General features: G+C 61.3%; 13 protein-coding genes and 2 riboswitches. Of the genes, 6 read left to right on the top strand and 7 right to left on the bottom strand.

Features of this window, described 5'->3' with window-relative positions; all coding sequences use genetic code 11:
* Nucleotides 1–367: 367 nt before the first annotated feature.
* From map to O3297_RS04830, 6 genes are all read left to right on the top strand, one after another.
* The gene (gene map / locus O3297_RS04855) at nucleotides 368–1,180 is read left to right on the top strand and encodes a type I methionyl aminopeptidase (RefSeq protein WP_070257392.1); all 813 of its coding nucleotides are present in this window, start codon (nucleotides 368–370) and stop codon (nucleotides 1,178–1,180) included.
* Nucleotides 1,181–1,227: 47 nt separating this feature from the next.
* Nucleotides 1,228–3,795, top strand: coding sequence for a [protein-PII] uridylyltransferase (locus O3297_RS04850; RefSeq protein ID WP_305047899.1), 2,568 nt, complete (start codon nucleotides 1,228–1,230; stop codon nucleotides 3,793–3,795).
* 43 nt (nucleotides 3,796–3,838) lie between these two features.
* Nucleotides 3,839–4,588, top strand: a complete 750-nt coding sequence (locus O3297_RS04845) for a pseudouridine synthase (RefSeq protein ID WP_305047898.1) — start codon at nucleotides 3,839–3,841, stop codon at nucleotides 4,586–4,588.
* Between the two features lie 152 nt (nucleotides 4,589–4,740).
* Nucleotides 4,741–5,505 (top strand): flagellar brake protein, encoded by a 765-nt coding sequence (locus O3297_RS04840; RefSeq protein WP_080753528.1) that lies wholly within the window; start codon nucleotides 4,741–4,743, stop codon nucleotides 5,503–5,505.
* A 195-nt stretch (nucleotides 5,506–5,700) separates the two neighbouring features.
* The gene (locus O3297_RS04835) at nucleotides 5,701–7,371 is read left to right on the top strand and encodes a hypothetical protein (RefSeq protein WP_305047897.1); all 1,671 of its coding nucleotides are present in this window, start codon (nucleotides 5,701–5,703) and stop codon (nucleotides 7,369–7,371) included.
* Nucleotides 7,364–8,380 carry a S1C family serine protease gene (locus O3297_RS04830; RefSeq protein WP_305047896.1) on the top strand — a complete coding sequence of 339 codons (1,017 nt, stop codon included), beginning with the start codon at nucleotides 7,364–7,366 and terminating at the stop codon, nucleotides 8,378–8,380. Before O3297_RS04835 ends, O3297_RS04830 begins: the two co-directional genes overlap by 8 nt.
* A gap of 127 nt (nucleotides 8,381–8,507) precedes the next feature.
* Here the strand turns inward: O3297_RS04830 and def are convergent, their stop codons facing one another.
* The 7 genes from def to O3297_RS04795 form a co-directional block, all read right to left on the bottom strand.
* A complete protein-coding gene (gene def, locus O3297_RS04825; RefSeq protein ID WP_034752265.1) occupies nucleotides 8,508–9,044 on the bottom strand; it encodes a peptide deformylase in 537 nt (178 codons plus the stop codon).
* Nucleotides 9,041–9,934, bottom strand: coding sequence for a UTP--glucose-1-phosphate uridylyltransferase GalU (galU, locus tag O3297_RS04820; protein ID WP_034784160.1), 894 nt, complete (start codon nucleotides 9,932–9,934; stop codon nucleotides 9,041–9,043). Before galU ends, def begins: the two co-directional genes overlap by 4 nt.
* A 25-nt stretch (nucleotides 9,935–9,959) precedes the next feature.
* The gene (gene ligA / locus O3297_RS04815; RefSeq protein ID WP_305047895.1) at nucleotides 9,960–12,326 is read right to left on the bottom strand and encodes an NAD-dependent DNA ligase LigA; all 2,367 of its coding nucleotides are present in this window, start codon (nucleotides 12,324–12,326) and stop codon (nucleotides 9,960–9,962) included.
* 14 nt (nucleotides 12,327–12,340) lie between these two features.
* Nucleotides 12,341–13,504, bottom strand: coding sequence for a cell division protein ZipA C-terminal FtsZ-binding domain-containing protein (locus O3297_RS04810; RefSeq protein ID WP_305047894.1), 1,164 nt, complete (start codon nucleotides 13,502–13,504; stop codon nucleotides 12,341–12,343).
* Nucleotides 13,501–17,028 (bottom strand): chromosome segregation protein SMC, encoded by a 3,528-nt coding sequence (smc, locus tag O3297_RS04805; protein WP_305047893.1) that lies wholly within the window; start codon nucleotides 17,026–17,028, stop codon nucleotides 13,501–13,503. The genes O3297_RS04810 and smc overlap by 4 nt, the downstream gene beginning before the upstream one ends.
* Nucleotides 17,029–17,212: 184 nt before the next feature.
* Complete coding sequence (locus O3297_RS04800) at nucleotides 17,213–17,848, bottom strand: phosphatase PAP2 family protein (RefSeq protein WP_225317295.1); 636 nt, start codon at nucleotides 17,846–17,848, stop codon at nucleotides 17,213–17,215.
* A gap of 147 nt (nucleotides 17,849–17,995) precedes the next feature.
* Entirely contained in the window at nucleotides 17,996–18,568 is a 573-nt protein-coding gene (locus tag O3297_RS04795; protein ID WP_034784247.1) for an ATP-dependent Clp protease proteolytic subunit, read from the bottom strand.
* Nucleotides 18,569–18,738: 170 nt separating this feature from the next.
* Nucleotides 18,739–18,825: riboswitch (glycine riboswitch) on the top strand.
* Nucleotides 18,826–18,853: 28 nt separating this feature from the next.
* Nucleotides 18,854–18,959, top strand: a riboswitch (glycine riboswitch).
* Nucleotides 18,960–18,975 lie beyond the last annotated feature (16 nt).

The following is an 18,975-nucleotide window of genomic DNA, read 5'->3' as shown; positions in this document are numbered from 1 at the left end:
AGTCACCATACAGGCACCCTTGTCGACCGGATTCGCGTGTTTATATAAATTAAAGACACTGTTTTACTGCATTGCTTAAAAGAGAATTCAAGCAACCCGGGATTCTACACCGAAATGCCCGCCGCATCAAGTCCGCGCTGCAAATCTCGCGCCCTGCGGAAACACCCAATGCACCATGCTGGTGCAAGGTGTGGCGCCGCCGCCTGCTGGCCGCCACTTCATCCACAAATCCCTGCCTGGCCATAGGAAGGAGGCGGCGGATTCAGGGCGCCTCGTTTATAATTTCGACATATTTGCAGACTTTTTCCCATACAGCAGAAATCGTCTGTGCTTTTCACCTGAATTCTTGCAGATTGCGAAATACACCATGTCCACCATCCGTATCAATAGCGCCGCCGACATCGAAGGCATGCGCGTTGCCGGCAAGCTCGGCGCCGAAGTACTCGACTACATCACCCCCTTCGTCAAGGTCGGCGTCACGACCGGCGAACTGGACCGCCTGTGCCACGAATACATGGTCAACGTGCAGGGCACCATCCCTGCCCCGCTGAACTATTGCCCGCCCGGCTACACGCCGTATCCGAAAGCCATCTGCACCTCGGTCAACGACGTCATCTGCCACGGCATTCCCGGCGACAAGGTCCTCAAGAGCGGCGATTCCGTCAACCTCGACATCACCGTCATCAAGGATGGCTACCACGGCGACAACAGCCGCATGTTCCTCGTCGGCACGCCGACCATCCTGGCCAAGCGCCTGTCGGAAATCACCTATGAATGCATGTGGCTGGGCATAGACCAGATCAAGCCTGGCGCCCACCTGGGCGACATCGGCCACGCCATCCAGCAGCACGCGGAAAAAGCCGGCTACAGCGTGGTGCGCGAATTCTGCGGCCACGGCATCGGCAAGGTTTTCCATGAAGAGCCGCAAGTGTTGCATTACGGCAAACCAGGCACCCTGGAGCGCCTGGAAGCGGGCATGATTTTTACCGTCGAACCGATGATCAACTCGGGCCGCCGCGAAATCCGCGAAATGAACGATGGATGGACCATCAAAACCAAGGACCGCAGCCTGTCGGCGCAATGGGAACACACGGTGCTGGTGACGGAAACGGGCTATGAAGTGCTGACCGTCTCGCCCGGCATGCCGCCGCCGCCCGCCTTGATCGGCAATAAAGCCTGATTCATCAGGCTTGACCGCCCCCCGACCCACCGCCACCCAGGGCACAGATGAAAAAGCAAGTTCGGGAACAGCTGAAGCAGCAACTGAAAGCCGACCGCCAGGTCGTCATTGCGGCCTTCCAGGCCGACGGCAAGCCTGAAAAACTGCTGCGCAGCCTGCGCCACAGCATCGACGGCGTGCTGGCGCGTGCCTGGCAGGAAGCAGGCTTGCCGCCCGGCACGGCCCTGGTCGGCGTGGGCGGTTATGGCCGCGGAGAACTGTTTCCCTATTCCGATGTCGACCTGCTGATCCTGCTGCAACAGGCGCCCGATGCGGCCACGCAGGAAAAGCTCGAGGAACTGGTGCAACTGCTGTGGGATCTGGGCCTGGAAATCGGCCACAGCATCCGCACAGTGGATGAATGCATGGTCGAATCGAAGGCCGACATCACCGTGCAAACGAGCTTGCTCGAAGCGCGCCTCGTGTGCGGCAACGCGGACCTGTTCGCGCAATTGCAGCAGCGCTATGACGCGGCCATGGATCCGCAGGCATTCTTCCAGGCGAAAACGGCGGAAATGCGCCAGCGCCATGCCAAATACGAAGACACGGCCTTCAGCCTGGAACCGAATTGCAAGGAAAGCCCGGGCGGCCTGCGCGACTTGCAGGTGATCCTGTGGGTGGCCAAGGCGGCCGGCTTGGCGAACTCGTGGCGCACGCTGGCCACGGGCGGCCTGATCACCCTGACGGAAGCGCGCCAGCTGATGGAAAAGGAGCGCGCCTTCAAGGATATCCGCGTGCGCCTGCACCTGCATGCGGGACGGCGCGAAGACCGCCTCGTGTTCGACGTGCAGACGGCCATCGCCGAATCGCTGGGCCTGCAAGCGACGGGCAGCGGGCCGCACATGCGCCGCGCCAGCGAATTCTTGATGCAGCGCTACTATTGGGCCGCCAAGACGGTGACCCAGCTCAACACGATTCTGCTGCAAAACATCGAGGCACGATTGTTTCCGCAAGACGACGTGGCTGTGCCCATCAACGAACGCTTCAATGAAGTCAACAGCCTGATCGACATCAGCGCCGACGATACGTTCGAGCAATACCCATCGGCCATGCTGGAAGTCTTCGTGCTGATGACGGAACGCCCCGCCCTGAAGGGCATGACCTCGCGCGCCACGCGGGCCCTGTGGCACGCGCGCTTCAAGATCGACGCCCCCTTCCGCCAGGATCCCGTCAACCGCGCCCTCTTCCTGCGCATCATGCAAGCTCCGGTGGGCATCATCCATGCGCTGCGGCGCATGAACGAGATGAGCATCCTGGGACGCTACCTGCCGAATTTCCGCCGTATCGTGGGCCAGATGCAGCACGACCTGTTCCACGTGTACACGGTCGACCAGCACATTTTGATGGTGGTGCGCAACATGCGCCGCTTCACCATGAGCGAACACGCGCACGAATACCCGTTCTGCAGCCAGCTGATGGCCGATTTCTCGCAGTCATGGCTGCTGTACGTGGCGGCCCTGTTCCACGACATCGCCAAGGGCCGCGGCGGAGACCACTCGAAGCTGGGCGTGGCCGACGCCACCCAGTTCTGCCAGGACCACGGCCTGTCGGCGGAAGACACGGAACTGGTGGCTTTCTTGGTGGAAAATCACCTGACCATGTCGCAAGTGGCGCAAAAACAGGATCTCTCCGATCCCGACGTCATCGCCGCCTTTGCGAAAGTGGTCAAGGACGAGCGCCACCTGACGGGCCTGTACCTGCTGACGGTGGCCGACATCCGCGGCACCAGCCCGAAAGTGTGGAATGCCTGGAAGGGCAAGCTGCTGGAAGACCTGTACAAGATCACCTTGCGCGTGCTGGGCGGCGAGCCGCACACGGCCGACCGCGAGCTGAAGAACCGCCAGCAGGAAGCGCTGGCCACCCTGCGCCTGTACGGCTTGCCGCCGGATGCCCACCTGAAACTGTGGCAGCAGCTGGACGTGGCGTATTTCCTGCGCCACGACGCGTCCGACATCGCCTGGCAGACCCGCTCGCTGTATGACAAGCTCGACAGCAAGTTGCCGGTGGTAAAATGCCGGCTGGCGCCCATAGGCGAAGGCTTGCAGGTGGCCGTGTACATTCCCGACCAGCCCGACCTGTTCGCGCGTATCTGCAGCTATTTCGACCGCAAGAACTTCAGCATTCTCGACGCGAAGATCCACACGACAAAGAATGGCTATGCGCTCGATACGTTCCTTGTCACCGAGCAAAACTTCGCCAAGAGCTACCGCGACATCATCAGCCTGATCGAGCATGAGCTGGGCGAATTGCTGCAGTCGCAAACGCCGCTGCCGCCACCGGGCAAGGGGCGGCTGTCGCGGCTGTCGCGCACCTTCCCCTTCCAGCCGACCGTGGATTTGCGGCCCGATGAAAAGGGCCAATACTATTTGCTGTCGGTGGCGGCCAACGACCGCACGGGCTTGCTGTATGCGATCGCCAACGTGCTGACCAAGTACCGCATTAACTTGCACACGGCCAAGATCATGACCCTGGGCGAGCGGGTCGAAGACGTCTTCCTCGTCGACGGTCCCGCGCTCAACAATGCCCGCAACCAGATATTGCTGGAAACCGATTTACTCGATGCGCTAAAGGTTTGATGACCTCCCGCGCAGCGCCTACCTTTACTGAAACTGAAACAACATGACCGAAGAATTATTACGCTTGTCCAAACGCATGTCCGAACTGGGCCTGTGCTCCCGCCGCGAAGCCGATGAATGGATCGCGCGCGGCTGGGTCCGTGTGGACGGCAAGGTGGTGTCCGAACTGGGCAGCAAGGTCTACCCGAGCCAGAGAGTCACCGTGGAACGCCAGGCGGCGGCCGAGCAGTCGAAGCGGGTGACCGTACTGATCAACAAACCGGTCGGCTATGTCAGCGGCCAGGCGGAAGACGGCTACACGCCTGCCGTGGCCCTGATCAAGGCGGAAAACCGCTGGGCGGAAGACCGCAGCCCGGAACAGTTCCACCCCACCCAGCTGCGCAGCCTGGTGGCGGCCGGCCGCCTGGACATCGATTCCGTCGGCTTGCTGGTGCTGACGCAGGACGGCCGCGTGGCCAAGCAGCTGATCGGCCACGATACCGATATCGACAAGGAATACCTGGTGCGCGTGAGCTACACCAAGGACGGCACCCTGCCCGACAGCGAACTTAAAAAGCTCAACCACGGTCTGTGGCTCGACGGCAAGCCGCTGTTGCCGGCCAAGGTGCGCTGGCAAAACGAAGACCAGCTGAGCTTTACCCTGCGCGAAGGCAAGAAACGCCAGATCCGCCGCATGTGCGAAGCCGTGGGCCTGAAAGTGCTGGGATTGAAACGCGTACGCATCGGCAAGGTCAAGCTGGGCGACTTGCCGACGGGGCAATGGCGCTATCTGAGCGCGGACGAACAATTTTAAGCGGCGACATCTGGATGGCATGCCGCACGGCGTGCCATTCCGCATAAGCAACAGGAATATAGTGATATAAAAACAATTATTGTGATTTACTTAGTAAATATTGCTTTAAACCTATACACTATTCCCCATTAGAACAAAAGAGATACGCTGTCGTGAACGATCCCATTCCCAATCCCCTGCGCAAAGGCGCGCCCAGCCTGGCTGACGTGGCCGAGCCGATGGCGCCCGGCACCAAGCCGCACCATATGAGCGATCCGTGGGATATCGGCGAAACCCTGTGCAGCCTGGCTGACAATGGCGACGCCATCTCCATCTACCCGACGGGCGGCGAAGACGTCATCATGGCGCGCATCCTGTCCGTCGACGACGACTTGCCGCAATTCGTGCTGGAACTCAATGAAGGCGCTACCCTGCCCGAAGGCGGTGCCACGTTTGTATCGTGGGTGCAAAGCGCCAAGCTGCAATTTACCATCAATGGCGAATGGCAGGCGTATCCCGAGCGGCCGAACGTGTATCTGACCAACTTCCCCAGCCATTGCCTGGTCCTGGAACGGCGCGAATCGACGCGCCTGGAAACGCCGCTGGGCGTGTACTACCTGGCCGCCTTCGTGCTCGAGGGCCGTCCGTATGAGTTGCAGCTGTATGATTTCTCGGCCGGCGGCATCGGCATGCGCGCCCATCCGCGCGACACGGTGGGCCTGTACGTGGGGCGCAAGCTGTCGCGCGTGCGCCTGGAACTGGGGCCAAACAAGGTCATGATCGCCGACCTGGAAATCCGCCTGTCGCGCACCTTCCGCTCCTTCCTGCTGGGAGAGCAAGTGCAGATCGGCTGCCGCTTCCTGAACCTGACGGATGCCATGCAGGATGAATTAAAGATGCTGCTGGATAACTTGGGCAGCAGCCGCAAGGTGCGCTGAACAAGGCGCTATCACCCTCGGCCCAGGCTGCCGCACGCGAGAACAAGATGGTCGCACAGCAATATCAGCTGCGCGGCCATTTTTTCATGTGCGGCGTGATCCAGCTCAATAGCGCACAGTACAAAAGCCGCATCTTCGCTGCTAGTCTGGTAGCTCACCAATCCCGAACCAGCGACCACCGTGCCGGGGGAGACCATGCGCACCCTTTTCCTGTCATTCCTATTGCCGGCATGTTTGATGGCCGGCGCCTTATGTGCCCATGCGCAAGCGCCACTCGGCATCGCACTGGAGGTCGGCAGTGGCCCGGGCCAGCTCGGCCTGGAAATCCACCCCAACGAGGAATGTCAGGGACCGGCCGCCATTGCCAGTGCAGGAACGGAAAGGATAGCCGTGCTGGACAAGGTCAACGGCAAGATTATCGTGCTGGCTGACGGTGGCAAGCACGACGTCGCATTGCCGCCAGATCTGCTCGAGCCTGTTGATTTCCTTGCCACCTCACAGGGATTCCTCGTTGTCGGGGCGCTCGGTGAGGTTGTGGTCGTGAGCCGCATGGGCCAGGTGCTGGCCCGCACACGCACCGACTACAACGCCGAAGCAGGAGTGCCGCGGCTGGTTGCGCTCGCGGACGGTTTTGCACTTGATGATCTGAATGGAAAACGCACGCCGATCGATCTGTCGAAGGAACAAGCAGGCACGCCGTTGGCGACCACGCTGGCCGCCGCCGCATCCTATGCAGTGGCAGCGCCGCGCGCCTCTCCGAACGAGATCCTCATCGAATCGTCCCGGACAACAGGCCCGCTTGCGAAAATCAGGCTCACTTCAAACATGCGCATCGTCGATGCCAGGGTTCTTTGGGTCAATGAAGAACAAGGTGCGCTGGTGGCCCTGCACGAAAGCCGGCGCTTGCCGGACGAGGCGGCCTATGTGCGCCTTGTCAAGGTCAATACCTCGGGCGCCGCGGACGCCGAAGCCTACGTGCAGCCAGCGGCTTTCGCTTGCGACACTCGCCGTCCCTATGTGCGCCGCGACGATGGAACAGTTCTGAGCCTGCTCTTCCACGATAACACCGTGCGGCTGCAGACCATCCTGTTTTCCGATATAGGGAAGGCGGAGCCGCTGGCGCTGGCGTCACACCTTGCAAGCACCACGCTCATTGCGGAATATGACGACAGCCTGCGCGGCCTTGAGCGCCTCAATGGCGTCTCCGACGCCACCAATATCGCCCTGATGCCGATCAGCGCATCGCATATCCTGCAACGTGCGCGCGCACCGCTGGAACTCGTGTGGCGACTGAAACCCAGCGCATTTGCACAAACCGCTGTCGCCAACCTGTGCAAGCCTCCCGAGAACATCTGGCGCCGTCCACGCCGCCTCGACGATTTACTCGATAAAAACGTGACCGGCATTCCTTACCGCTGGGGTGGCTACATGAGTTCACTGGATAGTTTCACAAGGCATCTCGATGCAGGCCGGCTTGCAGGCGACGACTGCACCTGTCGTCAAGCAAATTGCGTTTACCCCAACAGTACAGGCATGGACTGTTCCGGTTTTGTCTCGTACGCCTGGAATACGGGCCGCTACTTCACCACGGGCAGCCTGCCAGACAACAAGGTCAGCAAACCCGTCACCTGGCACGACTTGTCTCCGGCAGACATCGTCAACAAGCCGCGCAGCCACGTGCGTCTGGTCGAATCAGTCCACGCCGGGCCAGCTGGTCCCGTGGTGGTGGTGATCGAGTCGACGGCCAACCTGTCGTGCGGCGGAGTGTGCCGCAGGTCTTACACACAAGCCGAGCTGCAGCAAGCCGGGTACAAGCCACTGCGTCGAGTTGCGCTGAGTCCGGCAAGTGGAGATCGAGATGAATAAACCAATCCTGGTGTGCGTACCGCTGCTCGGACTCTTCACGCCATTGTCAGAAGCACAGGATATGCAATGCCTGTTCACAGCCAACCAGCCGGCCACGGTACAAATCAAGTATGAATATACTACGCCCGACGGCGATGGCGTCGATTACGGCAGCGGCTTCATCGTCTCCCCCTCCGGCCACGTCATTACCAACGCCCATGTCGTCAGCCCGCATACAAAGGATGTGACGGTCAACTCGGCTATGGTGACTGCGCGCGCCGGCTCCCGGCTCAATCCGCCAGTCGAAGCAAGCGTCGTTTCGCGCGATTCGGAGTCCGATCTGGCCTTGTTGAAGCTGCCTTTGGCGCCAGGCGCCGCCCCGTGGCCAACGGTAACGATCGCCCCGCCTGATAATATTGCCGTAGGCACCACTTTGACAGCCCTCGGCTTTGCTGGCGCAAGCGACCTGGCGCTGGTGCCAGGCGGCCAAAAAACAGCGGAAAACACCATGCTCGACGGACAACTCAAACCGTGGTGGCAAACCAACCTGGCGCTCAATCCAGGCAATAGCGGAAGTCCGGTCTTTGGTCGGTATGGCACAGTGGTAGGGGTGGCTGTAGCAATCAATAACGGCGGACAATTGGTCACTTACATCATCCCGATCACGCGCGCCCAGCATCTGTTGACGGCCGCAGGGGCGGAAATGAAAAAATCAGCCGCATGTGCTGCCTTTCCCGTGTGCCAGCACCCTAGCCACGGCATAGAACGCTATGCCATTGACGAACTCAAGAGCGAGTGGACGCCATGGCGTGGAGGAGGCTACAGCCGCAGCGCTGCCTGCAAAAATTATGAGCAACAGCTAAAAAACGCCTACCCGTCCGCCATCCTGAGCTTCATCCGCGACGACGAAAATAGCCAGGATACCGGCTTCAGGCATTTTGAATATCGCTATTTCTGCGAATTTCGCAGACAGGAAAATCCGGTGTACGTGGCAAAACAGAGTGCGGCGTGCATGGAACCTGAAAAATAATCAGCAATGCAATTGTTTGCACAGGATATCCCGCAATCCAGCTTCCAGCACCGGGCTTGGCTCTTCGGCATCGAATCGCTCCGTACAGGGGTCGCCCTTGCCAGATCCGCCCCCAAGCTCAGGCCGCCTAGTCGTCGTCGTTGGGATCGAGGTCCGGAAACATGACTTCCGTGTAACCGAATTGCGTAAAATCGACGATACGCATCGGATACAAAATACCGTGCAAGTGGTCCACTTCATGCTGCACCACGCGGGCATGGAAGCCGTCGCAGTCGCGGCTGATGGGCTGGCCGAACTGGTCCACGCCTTCGTAATGCAGTTCACTCCAGCGCGGCACGCTGCCGCGCAGGCCGGGCACGGACAGGCAGCCTTCAAAGCCCTCTTCCTTGCGTTCCGACAAAGGCGTCAGCACAGGGTTGATCAGCACGGTTTCAGGCACTTGCGGCGCGTCGGGATAGCGCAGGTTTTGCTTGAAGCCGTAGATCACCAGCTGCAGGTTGACGCCGATCTGCGGCGCCGCCAGGCCCGCGCCATTGGCCGCATGCATGGTGTCGAACATGTCGGCGATCAGGGCATGCAATTCGGGCGTATCGAATTCACGCACAGGCTCGGCCATGCGCAACAAACGCGGATCACCCATCTTGAGGATTTCACGTACGGTCATTTTACTTCCAGTGCCGATTGCAGTTCTTGCAAGTAAGTGCGGAAGGCCGCGCCCGTTTCCGGATGTTTCATGCCCATCGCCGTCGTTGCCTTCAGGTAGCCAAGCTTGGAGCCGCAATCATAGCGCTGCCCCTGGTAGCGATAAGCCAGCACGCGCTCTTCGCGCATCAGGGCGGCGATGCCGTCCGTCAACTGGATTTCGCCGCCGGCGCCCGTGCCGATATTTTCCAGGTGGTTAAAGATACGGCTGGTCAGCACATAACGGCCCACCACGGCAAGGGTCGATGGCGCCTCTTCGGGCGCAGGCTTTTCCACGATGGCCGAGACCAATTCGAGGTCCGGCTGATAATTCTTTGCCGAGACAATACCGTACTGCTTGGTTTCCGCGCGCGGCACATCCTGCACCGCCAGCAGCGAGCAATTTTCATACTGGAAGACATCGGTCATCTGCGCCAGCACGGGGCGCACGCCCTCTTCCACATCCATGAAATCGTCGGCCAGCAAGACGGCAAACGGCTCGTCGCCGATCACGGGACGGGCGCACAGCACGGCATGCCCGAGGCCCAGCGGCGCCGACTGGCGTATGTAAATGCAATTGATGTGCTTGGGAATGACGTTTTGCACCATGTCGAGCAACTGGCGCTTGCCGGCCGCTTCCAGTTCCGACTCCAGCTCGTAGGCCGTATCGAAATGGTCTTCGATGGCGCGCTTGTTGCGGCCCGTGATGAAGATCATTTCCGTGATGCCGGCCGCCACGGCTTCTTCCACCGCGTACTGGATCAATGGCTTGTCGACGATGGGGAGCATTTCCTTCGGTTGCGCCTTGGTCGCTGGCAAGAAACGGCTGCCCAGGCCGGCGACGGGGAAAACTGCTTTTCTGATTTTTTTCATGGGTCTTCTGTAGTATTTTGAATGATTAGTCCTGCGCCAGCAGAGCCAGCAAGCCAGCCTCGTCGAGTATGGCCACACCCAGCTCCTGGGCCTTGGCCAGCTTGCTGCCGGCATCCGAACCGGCCACAACATAGCCTGTCTTCTTCGACACGGAACCGCTGACCTTGCCACCGGCCGCCTCGATCAGCTCCGCGGCTTCGTCGCGGCTCATGTTGGGCAAGGTGCCCGTCAGGACGAAAGTCTTACCCTCCAGTTTGCCGCCAGCGGCTGGCATTTCAGGCAATTGTGACAGTAATTCATTTCGCAGGGCGTCCAGTTGAGCAAGCAGCTTGACATTGCCCTCATCGGCCAGCCATTGCGCCAGCGATTCGGCCACGGCGGCGGGCAAGCCCGCATGGAAGCTGGCGCCTTGCGCAGCCAGGCTGGCCAGGGTCACGCCCCGCTCCACCAGCTGCTTGCTGCGCGGCTCCGTCAGCTTCGGGATGCCGATGGCGGCCAGCAAGGTGGTTTGTTCGAGCTGCGTGCGCAGCTTGGCGCTGGGCGCATGTTCGCCTTGCGGCGTGACACCCGCGTCCAGCAATGCCTGCAGCGCCTGCTGGTTCTTTTCTTCCGCAAAGAAGTCGGCTATCGATTCGGCCACGGTGCCGCCGATGTCGGGCAGCACGCGCAGCAAGGCCGCCGGCGCTTTGCGTACATACGCCAGGCTGCCCAGCCATTCGGCCAGGGTCTTGGCCGTCGATTCTCCCACGTGGCGGATGCCCAGCGCGAACAGGAACCGTTCAAACGGCGGGCGCTTGCTCGCCTCGATGCCGGCCAGCAGATTTTCCGCCCACTTGGTAGGAATCTTGCCTTGTTGCACTGTTTCAGGCGTCGAACCGTCGCGCTCGTCGGCGCGCACTTTCATTTCCAGCAGTTTATCCAGGGTCAGGCCGTACAAGTCGGCCAAGCCATGCACGTATTCCAGTTCGACCAGGGTATCGATATAACGTTCGCCCAGGCCTTCGATATCCATCATGCGGCGGCCCGCAAAATGGCGGAACGCTTCCTTGCGCTGTGCCGAGCAGAACAGGCCACCCGAGCAGCGGGCAATCGCCTCGCCCTCTTCACGCACCACGTGCGAGCCGCAAACGGGACACGCTTCCCGCATCTTGAACGGCAGCGGCGCCGGTTCCGGACGTTTTTCCAGCACCACGCTCAGCACTTCGGGAATCACGTCGCCGGCGCGGCGCACGATGACGGTATCGCCCACGCGCACATCTTTGCGCAGCACTTCATCTTCATTGTGCAAGGTGGCGTTGGTCACCGTCACGCCACCCACGGACACGGGCGCCAGGCGCGCCACGGGTGTCATGGCACCCGTGCGGCCCACCTGGATATCGATGCCCAGCACCTGCGTCAGCGCCTCTTGGGCGGGGAACTTGTGCGCCAGCGCAAAACGGGGCGCGCGCGACACAAAGCCCAGCTCCTGCTGGTCTTCCGTCGCATTCACCTTGTAGACCACGCCGTCGATTTCGTAGGGCAAGACGGGCCGGCGCGCGCCGATATCGGCGTAATATGCCAGCAAGCCCTGCGCGCCCTGCACTACCTTGCGCTCCTTCGACACGGGGATGCCCAGCGTTTCGTACCAGTCCAGCAAGGCCGAATGCGACACCGGCATGGCGGCGCCATCGAGGGCGCCGATGCCGTAGGCATAGAAACGCAGCTTGCGCTGCGCCGTGATGCGCGAATCGAGCTGGCGCAGGCTGCCGGCGGCCGCATTGCGCGGGTTGGCGAATTCCTTCTGCCCCGCTTCGCGCTGGCGTTCGTTCAAACGGGCAAAATCGGCCTTGAACATCATCACTTCGCCGCGCACATCGAGCACGGCAGGAATCCTGTCACCATGCAGGCGCAGCGGGATGCCGGAAATGGTGCGGATATTCGCCGTCACGTCTTCGCCCGTGGCGCCGTCGCCGCGCGTGGCCGCCTGCACGAACAGGCCGTTTTCATAGCGCAGGTTGATGGCCAGGCCGTCGAATTTCACTTCGGCCGCATAGTCGACCTCTGCACCGTCAAGGTCCAGGCCTTCGCGCACGCGGCGGTCGAAATTGACGATATCGTCATCGGAGAAACCATTATTCAGCGACAACATCGGCACCGTGTGCGTGACTTGCTCGAATTGCGGCAAGGGCGCCGCGCCCACGCGCAAGGTGGGCGAATCGGGCGTGCGCAGTTCGGGATGGGCCGCTTCCAGCGCCTGCAGTTCGACAAACAGCTTGTCGTACTCGGCGTCGGGGATGGTGGGATTGTCGAGCACGTGATAGGCGTGCAGATGCCGATTGAGTTCGGCCGTGAGTGCCAGGACGCGCTGGGCGGCATTCCGCTGGGTGGCGTCCTGGTTGATCGGATCAGTCATTGTTGCGGGATTCTTCAGCTAAATAAACGCAGGGCGCGGGTGGAGCCGGCCGGAATGTCGGCCGCGTCCATTTCCTGGTAAAACTCTTGCACCTGGCCGGCGATCTCGGCCAGCGCCGTATCGGACAAGGCCTGGTTGTAATCGTCGACGATGGTCGCGTCCAGGCGGCCCACCAATGCCTTGGCGCAGGCGACCATGGCGCCGAAGCCGTCGCGTGCAGGCGCCACGCATGGCACGTCCAGCAACAGGGTCAGGCGTGGCGTCGTTTCTTCGGCCAGGGTGACATTCGTCGACAGCGAGAACAGATAGCCGCCGTCGCCGTCCGGCATGACGAAACGGCCATCAGGACGCACGTCAAAGCCCTGTTTTTCCAGCGCGAACAGCAAGGTGGAAATGGCCCATGGCGCGCCATTCGTGTGCAGGTTCACGCCCAGCTGGGCATCGTGACCGGCCACGAAACGGTGCAGATTGCGCGCTTCGGCCATCACTTCCATCATGTCGGGCACTTCCGGCTCGGCGCCGATCTCGTCGGCCACACCGCGCAGGCGCGTGACCAGTTCCGAGTATTCCAGTTCATTCAAGGCCGTGCTGCGGCTGGCCAGCTGCACGCCGCCCTGCATCTTGGTGTAGACACCGCCATGCGTGATCGGTTCCCAGTCGCCATTCACGTGCAAGCCGATGAAGTGCACGGGCTTGTTGCCCACCAGGCGCAGGGTTTGCAGCACGGGCAGGATCTTGTCGCCGCGCACGGGCGCTTCCAGCGACAGGGGCAGCAGGCAATCGATCAGCGGGTCGACCAGGCTGGTCGCCTGTTCGCTGGCGGCGCTGACTTCCTGCTGCGCCGGCGCGGCAGGCGTGGCGGGTGCAGGGTCGGCATCGGCCAGCGACGGTTCCGCATGCACGGGCGCGTCAGGTACGGGGGCCGCTGGCGGCGCGCCGAACGATGGTTCGGCCTTGGCGGCGGGCGCCGCGTCGAAACGCGGTTCCTGGCGCAAGACGGGTTCCTGGGCTTCCACCGCGGGGGCATCGCCCTCGCGCATCAGCACGTCGTCGTGGTCGGTGGAAAAAGCCCGTTCCACGCTTTTCTTGGCCTTGTATTCCTGCCATTTGTTATACGAGAAAACGCCGACGATAAAGACGCCGCCGGCGCCGAACAAGGTAATTTGAAGGTCTGTCATGCTGCTTGTGCCTCGGTTGCAAAATTTGCGGCGGACTCCATGTCCACCGCCACGATGCGCGATACGCCCTGCTCCTGCATCGTCACACCGATCAATTGATGGGCCATTTCCATCGCAATCTTGTTATGCGAAATGAAAAGGAATTGGGTCTGGTCGGACATGCGCTTGACCATGCGGCAGAAGCGTTCCGTGTTCGAATCGTCCAGCGGTGCATCGACTTCGTCGAGCAGGCAGAACGGCGCCGGATTCAGGCGGAACATGGAAAACACCAATGCGGTCGCGGTCAGCGCCTTCTCTCCACCTGACAACAGGTGGATGGTGGCATTTTTCTTGCCGGGAGGCTGCGCCATGACTTGTACACCGGAATCGAGAATCTCGTCGCCCGTCATGGTCAGTTTCGCCTGGCCGCCGCCGAACAGAATCGGGAACAGCTCGGAAAAGTGATGGTTGACCTTGTCGAACGTGTCTTGCAGCAAGTCGCGCGTTTCCTTGTCGATCTTGTGGATCGCGTCTTCCAGCGTATTGATCGCTTCCGTCAGGTCGGCATTCTGGGCATCGAGGAAATTCTTGCGCTCGGATGCCTGCGCCAGCTCGTCCAGCGCGGCCAGGTTGACGGCGCCCAGGCCCGTGATGGCATTCGTCAAACGCGTCACTTCGCCCTGCAGATACGAGGGACGCATGTCCGGGTGCAATTTTTCCGTCAGGACAGCTTCATCGGCGCCCGACTCCAGCAATTGCTGGGCGAATTGCTCCTGGTTCAGGCGCGCGGCCTGTTCCTTGAGCTGCATTTCCATGATCTTGTCGCGCTGCGGCTGCAGACTGCGTTCCGATTGCGTACGCGCATCTTCGGACAGGCGTAGCTGCTGCGTGATCTGATCGAGCTCATGGCGCGCATCGGCCAGCGCCCGCTCCTGCGTCGTGCGGCGCTCGAGCAAGTCCTGCAAGCCGTCGGCGGCCGCGCCGCTTTCCAGGTTGGACAGTTCCAGTTCGCCCGCCTGCAGGCTGGCAGTCACTTGCTGCGCCTGCGTACTGGCCGTGGCGATGTTGCGGCGCAATTCCTCGATCTTCGCGCGGTGGGCTTTTTCCGCGTATTCCGTATCCTTGGCGTTTCGTTCCAGGTCGCGCAAAGCTTCGCGCGCTTCGGCCAGGCGCTGTTCCTTCTGCAGGAAGTCCGTATGGCCGTCTTCGTGCGCTTCCTGCAAGTTGCCCAGTTCCATGTCCAGCTGTTCGAATTTTTCTTCCGATTCCAGCTTGGTCTGCATCTGTTCCGCTTCCTGCGCGGCGATTTCGGCCAGGTCGGCGCCGATCTGCGTGCTGCGCTGGTTGAAACGCGCTTCCACTTCCGACAATTTGACCACGTCGAGCTGCAAGGTATGCACGGAAGACGTCAGTTGCTGTATGCGCAAGCGCAAGTCGGACAGGTTGCGCGTCAAGGTTCCCACGGCCGCGTCGGCCCGCACGGAACGGGCGCGCGCCTCTTCGGCCAGCAATTGCTGGGCGCGCAACTGTTTGCCGATATTCTCGATTTCCTGCTGGCGGCCCAGCATGCCTTCCTGCTCCGAATCAGCCGCATAGAAGCGCACGCTGGTGGCCGTGACCACGTGACCGGCGCGCGTGACGAAGTAGCCGCCTGGCGGCAATTTTGCGCGTTCGGCCAGGGCTTCGGCCGCGTCTTCCACGGCGTAGGCGTTATACAGCCAATCCTGCAGCAAGCCGCGCAAGCCCGGATCATTGAGTTTGAGCAAGTTCAGGAACGGTTTCAGACCCGCCACTTCCGGCATCGGCAGCGGCGCCACCGTGGATGGCGCATACAGGGCCAGCTTGGCCGGCGGCGCGTCGGCAAAGAATGCCTTGGCCCAGTCGATGTTCGACAGTTGCAAGGCCGACGTGCGCTCGCGCAAGATCGATTCCATGGCCGCTTCCCAGCCCGCTTCGATCTGCAGCTTTTGCCACAGGCGCGGCAAGGTGTCGAGCTCGTGCTTTTTCAGCCATGGCTGAACCTTGCCCTGGGTCTGTACCCGTTCCTGCAATTGTTTCAAAGCGGAAAGGCGCGCTTCCAGCTGGGCGTTGGCGGCTGTTTCGGCATTGACCTGCGCCTGCGCCTCCATCCGTTCCTGCTCCAGCTTCGGCTGCTGCTCCAGCGCCTCTTCCAGGTAGAAACCCTGTTCTTCCAGCGTTTGCTGCTTTTCTTCCAGCTGCAGTTTCAGGTTTTCCAGATGGCTGCTGTCGGGCAAACTCAGGCTGTTCTTTTCCTGCTGCAGGCGCTCGCGGCGGCTCAAGAGACTGGCCAGGATGTTCGAGGCGTTGCGCTGGTGTGCCGATTCCAGTTCCAGCTGCTGCTGGGCCTGCATGATCCGGGCGCGAGATTCCGTGCTCTTGTTTTGCGCGGCGCGCCAGGCGGCGTCCAGCTCGGGCAATTGTTCGCCCTTCTGCTCCGCCATCATTTGCGATTGCTCGACCTTGGCAGCCAGCTCTTCGAGATGAAATTCCGCCTCTTCGATCTGTTCCTGGTATTCGCCACCCTGCTGCGTCCACTGGTCGCGCTGGGCCGTCAGGGTCGCCAGCTGCGCCTGCAGGCGCGCGCGCGATTCGATGACGAACTTGATCTGCGCTTCCAGGCTGCCGATTTCCGCATTCGTCTGGTACAGATGGCCTTGCGCCGTGTGCAAACGGTCGCCCACGGCAAAGTGCGCCTGGCGCATCTGCTCGAGGGTCAGTTCCACATTGCGCAACTTGGCCGTCTGCTCTTCCAGGTCCGTCTGCGCCTGTTCCACTTCGCGGAAATAGCGCGTCTGCTCGTTTTGCGCCTCGTTCTTGCGCAGCAACCACAACAGTTTCTGTTTTTCTTCCTGGTCCGCCTGCAAGGCGTGGAAACGGGTGGCCACGGCCGCCTGCGCTTCCAGCTTTTCCAGGTTGGCATTGAGTTCGCGCAAGATGTCTTCCACGCGCAGCAAATTCTCGCGCGTGTCCTGCAGGCGGTTTTCCGTCTCGCGGCGGCGTTCCTTGTATTTGGAAACGCCGGCCGCCTCTTCCAGGAAGACGCGCAATTCTTCGGGGCGCGATTCGATGATGCGCGAAATCATGCCCTGGCCGATGATGGCGTAGGCGCGCGGACCGAGGCCCGTGCCAAGGAAAATATCCTGGATGTCGCGCCGGCGCACGGGCTGGCCATTGATGTAATAGGTGGACGTGCCGTCGCGCGTCAGGGTGCGCTTGACGGCGATCTCGGCGTACTGGCCCCATTGGCCCGAGGCCTTGCCATCGTTGTTGTCGAATACCAGCTCGACCGAGGCGCGCCCGGCCGGCTTGCGGTGCGTGGAGCCATTGAAAATGACGTCCTGCATGGACTCGCCGCGCAGTTCCGACGCTTTCGATTCGCCCAGCACCCAGCGCACGGCGTCGATGATGTTCGACTTGCCGCAGCCATTCGGCCCGACCACGCCCACGAGCTGGCCTGGCACCTGGAAATTGGTGGGATCGACGAAAGACTTAAATCCCGACAACTTGATGGAAGAGAGACGCACGTGTTTTAGAGTTCCTGGCCTATGCTGGCGGTTATATTATGGGTGAACCCGGTTCATATTCACTTCAGATGCACCATCGCGGCGGCTGTCTGACCATGCACCGCAAAAAAAGTGGTTCATCATACCATTTCCTGATGCTTTTCTGGCCAAAAAACCGTGGCGCCAGGCGCCAGCGTGCCCCGCATCATGGGGCTGGGCGGCCATCCTGTGCCAGTTTCCAGTCTTCGCGGGAAAAAACACGCTCATGGCCGGACAGCACCAGGGCCAGTTTTTGCAGCCATTGCTCGGTCGGCATGGGTTCGGCCTTGAAGCTGAGCACCACCATCAGCACCAGGCTGGCCAGGGCCAGCGCATGGCTGACGGCGAAATTGACGGCGCCGCGGGCATTCCACATGAAGCCCAGCGCCAGCGCCAGACCCAGCACGCAGCCGCTGACGGCTTCCGACACGCTGTGCGCATGGACGACCACGCGGGAAATAGCCACCAGCACGGCAAACGCCACGCCGACGAGCACGCCGGCATGGCGCCAGCGCGGTGCGGCCCGCTGCAGCAGCACATACATCAGCACGGGAAACACGGCGCCGGCGCGCATGGCGTGGCCGCTGAAACCCGTAAAATCGAGCGCGCTGCTGCCCACGCCCCAGCTCATGAAGGCCAGCTTCGACAGCACCACGAGGGCCAGGCCGCCGCCGTACCACAGGCTCCAGCTCAGTACCAGGCGCCACTGGCGCGAAACGAGCAACCAGAGGGCGATCGCCACGCCAGCCGGCCCCATCACGGCCATATCGGCCGCAAAAGAAATTCCATTCCACCAAGTCATCGTGCCTGCACTTATTTCATGATCAGCTTGCACTATGCCACGACTCAGTGCTGTTCCGCGCGGCTTTTGCTGTGCTGCAGCGAAGAATTACATTCGATTACAAAATTTCCACGCCAAAACCATCCGCCGGGCATTGCAAGGCAGGCGTCAGATATTCGTCAAGCGCTTGCCCTTGGGCGGCGCAAAGTCGCGAATCGATTCGATCATGCCCACTTCCAGCGCCTGGTCAGCCGTCAGGTGCAGGTCGGAATACGCGTGCACCTGCCACTGCTCTTCCGTCAGGCTGACGTGGCCGCGCAGGATGCGCTCGGTGCGCATGTCGTCGGCGCGCAAGCCCTCGACGATGATGCTGAGCGCGTCGGGGCGCGATCCGGGCGAGGCTGTCGCATGCGACTTGTGCACCATGAAGCGGGCCGTGTCGCTGGCGTGGCGGTGCCGCCCCGCCAGGAACAGGGTGACGGCGATGGACGCCACGGCGCCCGCATTGTAGGTAATGATGTCGAGCGGCAACTTGCTGAGAAAGTTGTACAGACAGATGCCGTCGCTGACATAGCCGCCGTTGGACTGGATCAAAATGTGCGCGGTGGTGAGCTTGTCTTCCGTGATGTCGGCCACGGCGTTGAAGACGCGCCGCACCATGTCACTGTTGACGTCGCCCGAGAGGGTAAAGTAACCGTGCTGCTCGGTGTTGTTTTGCGTCTCGCTTTGTGTAGTGTTCATGGCAGGCACCCGCAAGAAAGCCAGAATTTCATCATAGCGCATTCCCGCGTGGCCGGGCGCCCTTTTGCGGCGTCTCCAGCCCCCCTGCCAGCCCCGCAAACCGGGGCTTTTGCTGCAATTTGGCAACGTCTTTTCAGATTGACAGAAACACCCTGCTGGCATATATTCCTCCCACTTGATCGGGAGAGGGCAAACCAGCGTTGCCGCCGAAGGGGCACTACCCAAAAACTCTCAGGCAAAAGGACCGATCAGGCGGACTGAAGCTGTTGCTTTGGCGACACGTTTCAGCTCAACTCTGGAGAGCGGCCGCGGCTATTGCCGGCGGCCCACCGAAGGGGCGCACGGGGCAAGCCCCCGTAATCTCTCAGGTACAAAGGACAGGGGGGTCAGTGATCACGCTGGAAAGC

Source organism: Janthinobacterium sp. SUN128 (assembly GCF_030587275.1).
GTDB lineage: Bacteria > Pseudomonadota > Gammaproteobacteria > Burkholderiales > Burkholderiaceae_D > Janthinobacterium > Janthinobacterium lividum.
Note: the sequence above shows the minus strand (reverse complement) of the source record. Positions and strands in the feature narration are given on the sequence as shown.